Source organism: Microbispora sp. NPDC046933 (assembly GCF_040644635.1).
Taxonomy (GTDB): domain Bacteria; phylum Actinomycetota; class Actinomycetes; order Streptosporangiales; family Streptosporangiaceae; genus Microbispora.
This window is the reverse complement of record NZ_JBEYWW010000012.1, coordinates 155,143-167,187: the sequence shown is the minus strand read 5'-3', so window position 1 is coordinate 167,187 and position 12,045 is coordinate 155,143. Positions and strand designations below refer to the sequence as shown.

13 protein-coding genes and 1 pseudogene are annotated in these 12,045 nt (G+C 71.4%); 8 read left to right on the top strand and 6 right to left on the bottom strand.

The genetic code is table 11. From position 1 onward, the window contains the following. Positions 1-4: 4 nt before the first annotated feature. On the bottom strand, positions 5-1,054 hold the full coding sequence (gene meaB / locus ABZ857_RS18395) for a methylmalonyl Co-A mutase-associated GTPase MeaB (protein ID WP_357044356.1): 1,050 nt from the start codon (positions 1,052-1,054) through the stop codon (positions 5-7). Between the two features lie 12 nt (positions 1,055-1,066). Further along, on the bottom strand, positions 1,067-2,260 hold the full coding sequence (locus ABZ857_RS18390) for an acetyl-CoA C-acetyltransferase (protein ID WP_357044354.1): 1,194 nt from the start codon (positions 2,258-2,260) through the stop codon (positions 1,067-1,069). A 103-nt stretch (positions 2,261-2,363) separates the two neighbouring features. On the opposite strand from ABZ857_RS18390, the gene mce reads away from it, so the two are divergent. Then, positions 2,364-2,786: a methylmalonyl-CoA epimerase gene (mce, locus tag ABZ857_RS18385; protein WP_357044352.1), complete on the top strand. Its 423-nt coding sequence runs from the start codon at positions 2,364-2,366 to the stop codon at positions 2,784-2,786. Positions 2,787-2,967: 181 nt separating this feature from the next. Next, complete coding sequence (locus ABZ857_RS18380) at positions 2,968-4,269, top strand: DivIVA domain-containing protein (RefSeq protein ID WP_357044350.1); 1,302 nt, start codon at positions 2,968-2,970, stop codon at positions 4,267-4,269. A gap of 243 nt (positions 4,270-4,512) precedes the next feature. On the opposite strand, the gene ABZ857_RS18375 is transcribed toward ABZ857_RS18380, so the two are convergent. From ABZ857_RS18375 to ABZ857_RS18365, 3 genes are all read right to left on the bottom strand, one after another. Then, on the bottom strand, positions 4,513-5,283 hold the full coding sequence (locus ABZ857_RS18375) for an alpha/beta fold hydrolase (RefSeq protein ID WP_357044348.1): 771 nt from the start codon (positions 5,281-5,283) through the stop codon (positions 4,513-4,515). A gap of 79 nt (positions 5,284-5,362) precedes the next feature. Then, on the bottom strand, positions 5,363-6,067 hold the full coding sequence (locus ABZ857_RS18370) for an alpha/beta hydrolase (protein WP_357044346.1): 705 nt from the start codon (positions 6,065-6,067) through the stop codon (positions 5,363-5,365). Between the two features lie 20 nt (positions 6,068-6,087). Beyond that, on the bottom strand, positions 6,088-6,414 hold the full coding sequence (locus tag ABZ857_RS18365) for an ATP/GTP-binding protein (protein ID WP_357044344.1): 327 nt from the start codon (positions 6,412-6,414) through the stop codon (positions 6,088-6,090). A 176-nt stretch (positions 6,415-6,590) separates the two neighbouring features. Here ABZ857_RS18365 and ABZ857_RS18360 point away from each other — a divergent pair. Both ABZ857_RS18360 and ABZ857_RS18355 read left to right on the top strand, forming a co-directional pair. Continuing rightward, positions 6,591-6,692 (top strand): annotated as a pseudogene (locus ABZ857_RS18360) (endonuclease); the annotation flags it as partial. 82 nt (positions 6,693-6,774) lie between these two features. Then, entirely contained in the window at positions 6,775-6,966 is a 192-nt protein-coding gene (locus ABZ857_RS18355; RefSeq protein WP_357044342.1) for a hypothetical protein, read from the top strand. A 393-nt stretch (positions 6,967-7,359) separates the two neighbouring features. Here ABZ857_RS18355 and ABZ857_RS18350 read toward each other — a convergent pair whose 3' ends face one another. Then, positions 7,360-7,743: a hypothetical protein gene (locus ABZ857_RS18350; protein ID WP_357044340.1), complete on the bottom strand. Its 384-nt coding sequence runs from the start codon at positions 7,741-7,743 to the stop codon at positions 7,360-7,362. 347 nt (positions 7,744-8,090) lie between these two features. Between ABZ857_RS18350 and nucS the strand changes: the two genes are divergently transcribed. The 4 genes from nucS (at position 8,091) to ABZ857_RS18330 (ending at position 12,032) form a co-directional block, all read left to right on the top strand. Continuing rightward, complete coding sequence (gene nucS / locus ABZ857_RS18345) at positions 8,091-8,765, top strand: endonuclease NucS (RefSeq protein ID WP_357044338.1); 675 nt, start codon at positions 8,091-8,093, stop codon at positions 8,763-8,765. Between the two features lie 86 nt (positions 8,766-8,851). Next, positions 8,852-9,739 carry an ABC transporter ATP-binding protein gene (locus tag ABZ857_RS18340; protein ID WP_357044336.1) on the top strand — a complete coding sequence of 296 codons (888 nt, stop codon included), beginning with the start codon at positions 8,852-8,854 and terminating at the stop codon, positions 9,737-9,739. Further along, positions 9,736-10,575 (top strand): ABC transporter permease, encoded by an 840-nt coding sequence (locus ABZ857_RS18335; protein WP_357044334.1) that lies wholly within the window; start codon positions 9,736-9,738, stop codon positions 10,573-10,575. Before ABZ857_RS18340 ends, ABZ857_RS18335 begins: the two co-directional genes overlap by 4 nt. After that, the gene (locus ABZ857_RS18330; RefSeq protein ID WP_357044332.1) at positions 10,572-12,032 is read left to right on the top strand and encodes a sensor histidine kinase; all 1,461 of its coding nucleotides are present in this window, start codon (positions 10,572-10,574) and stop codon (positions 12,030-12,032) included. The genes ABZ857_RS18335 and ABZ857_RS18330 overlap by 4 nt, the downstream gene beginning before the upstream one ends. Positions 12,033-12,045: the final 13 nt, after the last annotated feature.

Below are 12,045 nucleotides of genomic sequence, written 5' to 3'. Positions count from 1 at the left end.
TACCTCAGCGCAACGCGGCGATGAGGTCGTCGGCGGCGGCGTAGGGGTCGGTCTCCGCGCCGAGCAGCCGCTCGGCGAGCGCGTCGAGGCGGTCCCCGTGGAGCACGGCGAAGCGCGACCGGAGCTGGGCCAGCGCGATGGCCTCGATCTCGTCGCGGGCCCGGGCCAGCCGCCGCCTGCGGGCCTCGCCGGACTCCTCCAGGTACGCCTGGTGCTTGTCCAGCGCGGCCAGCAGGTCGTCGGCGCCCTCGCCCCTGGAGGCGACGGTCGTGACGATCGGGGGCCGCCACGGCGTCTCGACGAGCCCCGTCATGTTCCGCAGCTCCCGCACGGTCGCCTGGACGCCGTCGCGGTCGGCCTTGTTCACCACCAGGACGTCGGCGACCTCCAGGATGCCCGCCTTGGCGGCCTGCACGCCGTCGCCCATGCCCGGCGCGAGGATGACGACGGTCGTGTCGGCCAGGCGGGCGATCTCCACCTCGGCCTGCCCGACGCCGACCGTCTCGACGAGGATCACGTCGCACCCGGCGGCCTCCAGCACGCGCAGCGCCTGCGGCGTGGCCCACGCGAGCCCGCCCAGGTGCCCCCGGCTCGACATGCTGCGGATGAAGACCTCGGGGTCGGTCGCGTGGTCCTGCATGCGTACGCGGTCGCCGAGCAGTGCGCCGCCGGTGAACGGGCTGGACGGGTCGACCGCCAGCACCCCGACCCTGCTGCCGCGCCTGCGGAACGCCCGGATGAGCATGCCGGTCGAGGTCGACTTGCCGACGCCCGGAGAGCCGGTCAGGCCGATGACCCGGGCGGTGTACGGCCGGGCGGTGCCGGTGGCGAGCTCGGCCATCGCCTCGCGCAGGGCACGGCTCGCCCTCGCGGGCGCCGCCCGGTCTCCCCCGGCGGAGCCGGTGGCCCGCGCGGCGTTCCCGGCGTTCCCGGCGTTCCCGGCGTTCCCGGCGGCCTCGACGGTCTCGACGGCGTTCTCCACGAGCGAGATCAGCCGAGCCACCGCGCGCGGCCGTCCCAGTCGCGCCTGGCCGACAAGCTCACGGACGTCCACCTGCGGCTCCGATCAGGCGCCCGGCCCGGGCACCCGGATGATCAGCGCGTCGCCCTGGCCGCCGCCGCCGCACAGGCCGGCCGCGCCGAGGCCGCCGCCACGCCTGCGCAGCTCGTGGGCCAGGGCCAGCACGATCCTGGCGCCGGACGCGCCGATCGGGTGGCCGAGCGCGATGCCGCCGCCGTTGACGTTGACCTTGTCGAGCGGGACGCCGAGCTCCTTCGCAGACTGCAGCACGACCTGGGCGAACGCCTCGTTGATCTCCAGCAGGTCGAGGTCGCCGGCGGTCAGGCCCTGCTTGGCCAGCGCCTGCTTGATGGCGTTGGCGGGCTGGGACTGGAGGGAGTTGTCCGGCCCGGCAACGTTGCCGTGCGCGCCGATCTCGGCCAGCCATTCGAGGCCCAGCTCCTCGGCCTTGGCCTTGGACATGACGACCACGGCGACGGCGCCGTCGGAGATCTGCGAGGCCGACCCGGCCGTGATGGTGCCGTCCTTGGTGAACGCCGGGCGCAGCTTCGCCAGGGCCTCGACCGTGGTGTCCTTGCGGATGCCCTCGTCGGCGGAGAACAGCACGGGGTCGCCTTTGCGCTGCGGCAGCGGCACCGGGACGATCTCGTCGTCGAACAGGCCCTTCTCGGTGGCCTCGGCGGCGCGCTGGTGCGACCGCGCCGAGAACTCGTCCTGCTCCTCCCGGGTCAGGCCGAGCCTGGCGTTGTGGCGCTCGGTGGACTCCCCCATCGCGATCTGGTCGAACGCGTCGGTGAGCCCGTCGTGGGCCATCGCGTCGAGGATCCCGGCGCCGCCGTACTTCACGCCCTTGCGCAACCCGGGCAGCAGGTGCGGCGCGTTGGTCATCGACTCCATGCCGCCCGCGACGACGATGTCGAACTCGCCCGCGCGGATGAGCTGGTCGGCCAGCGCGATCGCGTCGAGGCCCGACAGGCAGACCTTGTTGATGGTGAGGGAGGGCACGGTCATGGGGATGCCGGCCTTCACCGCCGCCTGGCGCGAGGGGATCTGACCGGCCCCGGCCTGGAGCACCTGCCCCATGATCACGTACTGGACCTGGTCCGGGGAGACGCCCGCCCGCTCCAGCGCGGCCTTGATCGCGATTCCGCCCAGCTCGACGGCGGACAGGTCGGAGAGCGAGCCGAGGAGCCGTCCAATAGGCGTACGTGCTCCGGCGACGATGACGGAACCTGACATTGGGACCCTCCACTACGAGATCGGGGCGACGGTGTCACCATACCCAGGAGTAGTACGGTCGCCCGGAAGCGGGCGGCGACGGAAACGGCGGAGGGAGACGGCGATGCTGCTGCGAATCGACCACGTGGGCGTGGCCTGTCACAAGCTGGAAGAGAAGATCGAGTTCTACGAGTCCGTCTTCGGTCTGACCGTCGTCAGCCGGGAGGTGAACGAGGAGCAGGGCGTCCGCGAGGCCATGCTGCACGTCGCCGACGGCGACCAGGGCGCGTCGTACGTCCAGCTCCTCGAACCGCTGCACCCCGACACCGCCGTGGGCAAGTTCCTCGCCAAGCGGGGCGAGGGCGTGCATCATATCGGGTACGGCGTGGCGGACGTCACCAAGGCCCTGGAGGAGATCGGGGCGAAGGGCGTGCGCCTGATCGACGAGCGGCCCAGGCACGGGTCGATGGGAGCCTCGATCGCGTTCCTGCATCCCAAGGACGTGGGAGGGGTTCTCACCGAGCTCGTCGAGACGTCCAGGCGCTAGGCAAACGCAAGAAACGTTCATACGTAACAAGTCGCGCAGAAAGTCGGAGGGGGCCTCCAACGCGGCAGTACCGGAGTACGCTGGCGTACCACCGGACGTGGACGCCATACCGGCTTCCCCGCCTCGGAACCGACCCCCCGTCCGGCCCCTGTAGCCGTCTCGACAACCAGGATCGAGCCTCATGCAGTCCGACATCGACGCCCAGCTCAACAACTTCTTCGAGGACGCCCCATCTCGCGAATTCGACGTGGTGCTCCGGGGTTATGACCGGCACCAGGTCCACGACCACCTGAAGACTCTCGACACCGAACTGCGTCAGGCCAAGGAACAGATCGGCGCCCTCCAGCGGGAGCTGTCCGACTCGCAGCGCCAGCTCCAGGAGCAGGAGCGGCCGACGTACTCGGGTCTCGGCGCCCGCATCGAGCAGCTGCTCAGGCTGGCGGAGGAGCAGGCCACCGAGCTCGTCCAGGCGGCCAGGTCGGAGGCGAACGAGATCCGCGCCGCCGCCAAGGTGGACGCCGCCGACCTGCGGGCGGCCGCGGAGAACGAGGCGGCCGAGAAGCGGGCGCTGGCGGCGCGCGAGGCCGAGGAGATGCGCAGCACCGCCGAGCGCGACGCGGAGGAGATCCGGTCGACGGCCAGGCGTGAGGCCGACGAGCTGACCGCCACCACCGAGCGCGAGGTCGCCAAGATCCGCGCCACCGCCGACCACGAGGTCGCGGAGAAGCGGGCGGACGCCGAGCGCGAGATCGCCAAGCTGCGCACCACGACCGAGCGCGAGGTGGCCCAGCTGCGGGCCTCGACCAAGCGCGAGCGCGACGAGGTGCTCACCACGGCCAAGCGTCAGGCGGACGAGATGCGGGCCCAGGCGCAGCGGATCCTGGAGGAGTCGGAGGCCAAGCGCGCCCAGGACGAGGCGGAGTTCGAGATCCAGCTCGCCGCCCGCCGCGAGGAGGCCGAGCGCCAGGAGGCCGAGCGGCACGCCACCGCCCAGGCCAACACGCAGAAGCTGGTCGCCGAGGCCGAGCAGCGCGCCGCGACCGCCGAGCAGCGGGCCGCCAAGGCGACGCAGCAGGCCGAGCAGACCCGCCGCGAGGCCGACACCCACGCCAAGCAGCTGCTGGCCAACGCGCGCAAGAACGCCGACCAGCTGGTGTCCGACGCCAAGGCCAGCGCCGACACGATCGTGACCGAGGCCAAGAACGAGGCCGAGCGCACCCGTACGGCGATGCAGCGCCAGGTGGACGAGCTCACCCGCCAGCGCGACAGCATCACCAGCCACCTCGCCCAGCTCCGTCAGCTGCTCGGCGGCGCCCCGCTGCCGGGCATGGACTCGGAGCCGGCGCCCGTCACCGCGGCCCCGGCGAAGCCGGCCCTGTCGGCTCCGCCGGTCGTGGAGAAGCCGGCCGTGCCCGCCACGCCGGCCGTCGAGCCGATCAGCTCCACCAAGAGCGACGACGACGCGGAGTGGTGGCAGGAGTAGCCACTGGCACATTCGGGGAGTCTGCGACGGCTGAACGAACGGGGCCCGGCGCTCAGCGCCGGCCCCGTCTTCGTGTCCGTGCTCCCGCTTCCTCCGCCCCGGCTTCGTGGTGACCGGCGTCGTGGTGACCGGCGTCGTGGTGACCGGCTTCGCGGCGGCCGGGGCGGCCCGCGACTCCCGCACGTATCGTCCAGGCCTTCCCGTCAGCTACCTGAACCCCCGGCGGTCCGATCGGCCGGGGACTCAGCTGAGCGACTTGACGAACTCCGCGACGACGCGGTTGAACTCCTCGGGCTGCTCGATGGCGGACAGGTGGCCCGCCTTCTCGATGACGGCGAGCCGCGCCTGCGGGATGGCCTCCACCATCGCCTCGGCGTCCGGGAGCGGCGACAGCTCGTCCTCATCGCCCACGACGACGAGCGCGGGCACCGTCAGGGACCGCAGCGTGCCGAACGCGTCGGGCCGCGCGGCCATCGCCCGCTGGGCCCACGCGACGGCCGCGGGCGGCGCCGCCTGGACGAGCCCGCGGACCCGCCCGAGGACCATCCCTCTGCGCTCCCTGGTGGTCGCGCCGACCATCGCGGGCAGCGACTCGGTCACGAGGATGCCCGTGCCGCCTTCCAGGACCGCGGCGGCGATCCGCTCCCTGTTCGCCCGGGCCGGCTCGGGATCGGCCTGTGCCTTGGTGTCGGCGAGGATCAGGCCGCGTACGCGGTCCGGGTGGCGGCGGCACAGCGCCATCGCCACGTAGCCGCCCATGGACAGGCCACCGACCACGGCGCGGTCGACGCCCTCCTGGTCGAGCAGGTGCGCCACGTCGTCGGCCATGAGGTCGATCGAGGGCTCGTCGTCACCGAGCACCGTGCCTCCGAAGCCGCGCAGGTCCGGGGTGATCACCCGGCAGACGGGCGCGAGACCCTCGCGCTGGGCGAGCCACATCGCCGAGGACAGGGGGAACGCGTGGAGCAGGACGACTGGCAGGCCGCTCCCGGCGGATCGCGAGTAGAGCTGCATCAGGTCACGGTAACGCGCCGCGCGCCCGTCGCCGCCGTTCGTCACCGATTCGCGACCCCGCCGGGCCCTCCCGTCACGCTCAGACCGCGGTCGGCAGCGGCGCGGCGGCCGGATTCACGCGCTTGACGATCTCGTCGAGCACGATCCGCACGTACGGCTCGCCGACCCACAGGTGCTTGGCCCCCTCCACTCCGACGACCTCCGCCTGCGGCGCCGCCGCGAACCGGCGTGCGGCCTCCTCGGGCCGCAGGTAGTCGTCGTGCTCCGGCACCAGGGCCACGAGCGGGCGGCCGAACTCGCCCCAGGCGACGAGGTCCTTCTCGCCGGCCCGCTTCAGCGGCGGCGACAGCAGGATCGCGCCCCGCACGATCGGGTCGCGGCCCCACCGCAACGCGAGTTCCGTGCCGAACGACCAGCCGACCAGCCAGGGGTTCGGCAGGTCGTGGAAGTCGGCGTACTCCAGGGCGGCGGCGACGTCCCACCGCTCTCCCTCGCCGCCGTCGAAGGACCCCTGGGAGGTGCCCCGGTCGGAGGTCGTGCCCCGGGTGTTGAAGCGCAGCACCGCGAGGTCGGCGAGCGCGGGCAGCCGGTAGGACGCCTTGCGCAGCACGTGGCTGTCCATCATCCCGCCGTGGGTGGGCAGAGGATGCAGGCAGACCAGCGTCGCCACCGGCGGCCGGCTCTCCGGCAGCGCCAGCTCGCCGACGAGGGTCAGCCCGTCGGCCGTCTGCAACTCGATGTCCTCGCGCCGGGCAGGCAGCACCGTGGACGCCCTGATGTCCATTCCCACCTCGAAAGCTCGTGTCAGTAACGGCTGCGGCCCGGGCCCCGGTTGGCCCGGTTGCGCCAGCACGCGGTGTGCCAGTGCCGCCGCTCGTCCTCTCCCCCGGACCACGCCGGCCAACTCACCACGTGCGGCAGCCCGGGCCTGATCTCCTGCTCGCACCCCGGGCACCGGTACGCCTTCCCCTGGGCGGCGCCGGAGACGTTGCGGACGACCCATTCGCCGTCGTGCGCGCTCTCCACGCGGTCCACTCCGGCCACCTGAGGGCCCACCGGTCGTACGGCACGGCCGTCCTGGCGTTCGAACGGGCCGCGGCGGCGGGCACGGCGGGGACTCACGGGGGGCATCCTTCCGGGGGGTTCACGTCAGGCAGAACGGGAGATGACGGCCCATTCTTCCAGCACCGGCTCAGCCGGCGTACGCGCGGATGCCCCGAACGCCGGCCGGGCCGAACGTCCGCACCATGGCGGACAGTGTCCCAGAACGCCTCCGGACCTCCGTGAGCCCGGTAGGGTTGGCGCACATGCGGCTGGTCATCGCGCGGTGCAGCGTGGATTACGTGGGACGGCTCACCGCCCATCTCCCCATGGCGCCCAGGCTCGTTCTCATGAAGGCGGACGGCTCGGGTCACACTGAGGAAGGCGAAGCCGTCTGATGATTGCTCGTTCTGTCGCCCGCTAGGCCAGCATCTGATCGGCCAGTGCATCATGACCCGGGACGACGAAAGTCACGCCTCCGTGAGAGGCGCGAGCAGAGAATTCCAGTGCGGCGCGACGGTCACCGACCGCATGCGCCTGCGCATGAACAAGGCTGACAAGAAAAAGGGCCCTGACAGGCCCGACTCGCTCCCTGAGAACGTGGCCGACATGGAGCTGTACCGGCAGCTCGGAGGTGCCTGATCAAGGCCGAGGCCCGCGCAGCTCGCTCCTAGCCTTGCGTAGCTTCTCGGCCTTCAGCGCCGACGTCTCAGCCTCTGCCCGCGTGCTGTGGTAGCCCGCGCGGAACCTCTGTAACCACGCGCCGACCTCCTCGGGGTGTGTGACGCCGTACCAGAGCCCCGTCCACAGCAAGTCCACGGCCTTACGAACAAACTCATCTTTCAAGGCAGCCAGATCGGGCTGTTCATCGACTGGTCCATGCCTGCGGTCGAGTGGGGTGCCCCCACCCCGAGCTAACTCCGTCACAAATCGCAGATCGTAGTGCCCCCCGATGGGCAGGGGGGGGAGGTTTCCTGCGCAAGCGGGCAACACCTGCCACGAGTGCCGGGCAACCTCCTGCTAGGAGGTGTCTGCTCAGCTCTGAAGCTCGCGCATCTCGGTGCGGGCCTTACGCAGCTTCTCGTACGCCTTCCGAGCCTTTTCTGCTTCGGCTCGGCCGTTGTACCAGGACGTTTGCAGCTTGGGGAACCACTCGCCGATCTTGTCGGGATTCTTAAAGAGGTACACCACGGCCGAGACGGCGCCTGCTCCGCCTACGCCAGTTGTAAGCAACTCCAGCGTAAGCGGAGAGTTCATGGAGATGCGCTCGACCCGCACGGACTGCTCGGCCGTGGTGCTCAGCGGTCCCACGACCGCACTCAAGTCCTCGGCGAATGTGGGCTCCTCGCTGCCCCGATAGTCATGCAGCAAGCCGTTAAACACCCTAGCCACGTACACGGTGCTGACGAATGTACGCACTGCGGCCAAACCCTCCACAACCGAGCTGATGGTCGGCGTCGGGAGAGTGACGCCTGGAGAGGTCCACAAGATCACTTCGAGCCGTTCAGCGGTTCGAGAGGACAGGGTTCCTGGTCGCGGCATCACAACTCGCAGATAGTAGTGCCCCTGGGGCTCGGGGGGTGATCTCTTATGCAAACGGGCAATCTGCCCGAGGGGGTTCCCATCCGCCTCACAGGTTGGGCTACCGGATCCTTCGGTGGGCCAAGAGGTTCATAGTGCAGCCGGATGGCGAGAACCCTGACCAGTCCTTCACCTACCTGCTGGGACGTGACTCCTGGCTCGACAATCGCGGCTAGCCTTGCTCCATGCGTCTAGTGATCGCCCGGTGCGTGGTTGACTACATCGGCCGTCTGACGGCCCACCTTCCCTCGGCCGTCCGTTTGGTGATCTTTAAGGCGGACGGCAGCGTGTCGATACACGCCGACGACCGGGCGTACAAACCCCTGAACTGGATGAACCCTCCTTGCAAGGTCCGCGAGGAGACGATCGACGGCGTGCTCACCTGGTCGGTCGTGCACGGAAAGACCGGCGAGAAGCTCGTGCTGACGATCGAGGAGATCCTGCACGACTCCAGCCACGAGCTGGGCGTCGATCCGGGCCTGCGCAAGGACGGCGTCGAGGCGCACCTGCAGGAACTGCTCGCCGAGCACATCACCACGCTCGGGGACGGCTGGACCTTGGTGCGCAGGGAGTACATGACCGCCATCGGTCCCGTGGACATCCTGTGCCGCGACCACCTCGGCGGCACGGTCGCCGTGGAGATCAAGCGGCGCGGCGACATCGACGGCGTGGAGCAGCTCACCCGCTACCTCGAACTGCTCAACCGCGACCCGCGCCTGGCCCCGGTCAAGGGCGTCTTCGCGGCCCAGGAGATCAAGCCGCAGGCCCGCGTGCTCGCCACCGACCGCGGCATCGAGTGCGTGACGCTCGACTACGACGCCCTGCGCGGCATCGAGCCGGAGAACCCGACGCTCTTCTGACCCCCGCCGTGTCCACCGTACGGAGGACATGGACCATCGTCCGATCGAGGGTGTCCCATGATCCGCTCCTGGTGGATTCTTGGGCCATGGGACACGCGATACGCGTACGAGGACTGACGAAACGATACGGCGAGGTCCAGGCCGTCGGGGGCCTGGACCTGGACGTCGAGGAGGGCGAGGTGTTCGCCGTCCTCGGCCCGAACGGCGCGGGCAAGTCGACCACGGTCGAGATCCTGGAGGGCTACCGCCAACGCGACGCGGGAGAGGTCACCGTGCTGGGCCGGGACCCGGCCCGGCCGACCCGCGAGTGGCGATCCCGCATCGGCATCGTGCTGCAGACCGCCGACGACCGGGCGGAGCTGACCGTGCGGGAGACCCTGCGGCACTTCGCCACCTACTACGCGAACCCCCGCGATCCCGACGAGCTCATGGAGCAGGTCGGGCTCACCGACAGTGCGGGCAAACGCATCCGCCAGCTCTCCGGCGGCCAGCGGCGGCGGGTGGACGTCGCCCTCGGCGTCATCGGCCGCCCCGAGCTGCTGTTCCTCGACGAGCCGACGACGGGCTTCGACCCCGAGGCGCGGCGGCGGTTCTGGGAGCTCATCGAGGGCCTGGCGCACGACGGCACGACGATCGTGCTCACCACCCACTACCTGGAGGAGGCCGAGACCCTGGCCGACCGGGTGGCGGTCGTGGCGCGGGGACGCGTGGTGGCCGAGGGCGACCCCGCGACGCTGGGCGGCCGGGCCACCGCGAAGGCCAGGGTGACCTGGTCGGACGGCGAGGTCGAGACCGACAACCCCACCGCGGCCGTCCTGCAGCTGTCGCGCAGGTACGACGGGGAGATCCCCGGCCTCACCGTCACGCGGCCCACACTGGAGGACGTCTACCTCCGCCTCATCGACGCCCGGGATCCGCTCAGCGGCGGCGTCCCGGTGACCGCCGCCGCCGTACCCGTGGAGAGTGCGTCATGACCACCACCCCCGCCGCCGTCCCGCGTGCGGCCGTGCCCCTGCCGTCCCCGCTCAGGATCGCGCTGGCCCGCGCGGCCGTCGAGACGAAGGTGCTGTTCCGCGAGAGGGACGCCGTCGTCTTCACCTTCGCGCTGCCGATCGTGTTCCTGGTGCTGTTCGCCTCGATCTTCTCCGACAGCGCCGAGGGGACCGGCGTGACCGTCGCCCAGCTCTACACCGCCGGCCTGATCGGCTCGGGCGTGATGGGCACGGGGTTCCAGAACCTCGGCATCGGCATCGCGGGCGACCGGGAGGACGGCACCCTGAAGCGGCTCGTCGGGCTGCCGATGCCGCGTGCGGCGTACTTCATCGGCAAGATCGCCAGCGTGCTGGTCATGACGGTGCTCCAGGTGGCCATCCTGCTCGCCATCGCCGTGCTGTTCTACGGTCTGGAGCTGCCTGCCGAGGTGTCGACCTGGGCCACGTTCGCCTGGGTGTTCGTGCTCGGCGTGTCGGCCGCGTCCGTGCTCGGCATCGCCGTGAGCGGCCTGCCCCGCTCCGGCAAGAGCGCGACCGCGGTGATCAGTCTCCCGTTCGTGGTGCTGCAGTTCGTCTCCGGGGTCTTCATCCCGATCACGCAGCTGCCCGACTGGCTGGTCAACGCCGCCTCCATCTTCCCGCTGAAGTGGATGTGCCAGGGGTTCCGGTCCGTCTTCCTGGGCGACGCGGGGGCCGCCCTGGAGCTGACCGGGTCGTACGAGCTGGGCAAGGTCGCCCTCGTCCTGGCGGCCTGGCTGGTCGGCGGTCTCGTGCTGTGCGTGACGACGTTCCGCTGGAAGGGGCGGCGCGACGGATGAGCCCGATCGCGGAACGCGGCGCCGGCCGGTCCTTCGGCCGACGATACCGGAGCCGGGGCCGAAGTCCCGGCCCCGCCCGCGCGAGGCCCGGCGGGACCACCGGGGAGGGGCACGCCTGGCAGACCTTCTCGGGGTGGGAGATCCTCTTCGGCCTGACCCTCGCCGTCACCGCCGGGTTCGTCGCCGTGACCGACGCGCCGGTGGCGGCCAGGGCGGCCGCCGTCGGCGGGCTGGCGGCGCTCGCCGTGGCGTACGTGCTGGTGGGGCGCCGGTCGATCCTGCTGGACGGCGGGGAGGACCGCCGGGATCTGCTCTACTGGGCCCTGGTCATCGCGATCTTCGTCCCGTCGGCGCTCCTGGTGTCGTCGGTGTCGCTCGTGCTGTTCGCCCTGTGCCCCCAAGCGTTCATGATGCTGCGGGTGCGGCGCGCCGTCGCCGTCGTGCTCGTGCTCAACCTCACCCCGGCCTGCCGGTTCCTGATCCACGCCCAGTGGGATCCGGGTCAGGTGGTGACGTTCGCCGTCTGGACGACGCTGATCCTGGCGTCCATGCTGGTCCTGGGGCCGTGGATCACGCGGATCATCGAGCAGAGCAGGGAGCGCGCCCAGCTCATCACCGAGCTGGAGTCGAGCCGGGCCGAGATCGCGCGCCTGTCGGCGGAGCGGGGCGCGCTCGCCGAACGGGAGCGGCTGGCCGGGGAGATCCACGACACGCTGGCCCAGGGGCTGACGAGCATCATCATGCTCGTCCAGGCGGCCCAGGCCCAGCCCGACCCCTCCCATCACCTTGCCCTCGCCGTGCGGACCGCGCGGGAGAACCTGGCCGAGGCCCGAGACCTGATCGAGGCGCGCATGCCGACGCCGCTCGACGGCTCCACGCTGGAGGAGGCGCTGCGGCGGGTCACCGGCAGGGTCGGGGAGGAGGCGGGCATCGACGCGGTGTTCACGGTGGAAGGCGACTCCCGGCCGCTGCCGGCCGGCGCGGAGGTGGTGCTTCTGCGGGCCGCCCAGGAGGGCCTGGCGAACGCGCGCAGGCACGCTGCGGCCTCGTCGGTCACGGTGACCCTGGAGTACGGCCCCTGCCACGTCACGCTCCGGGTTCGCGACGACGGCGCCGGCTTCCGCACGGGCGCCGAGCACGGATACGGTCTGCGGGCGATGCGGTCGCGGGTCGAGCAGGAGGGCGGCACGTTCGCGGTCGGGAGCCTCCCCGGCCAGGGCACCACCCTCACCGTGACCCTGCACTCCACCCCCGCCGTGCACCCCTCTCCCGCGATGCACTCCGGGGCGCACCCCGCCCCCGCTGCGCACCCCGCCCCCGCTGCGCACCCCCCTCCCGCCATCCATTCCGCCCCCGACGTTCACTCCGCCCCCAAGGTGCACTCCGCCCCCGCCCTGGGCCTCTCCGCCGCCGACGATCCAAGTGATCCCGCCGAGTCCGACACGTCACTCCCATGAGCCGTACGGAGGC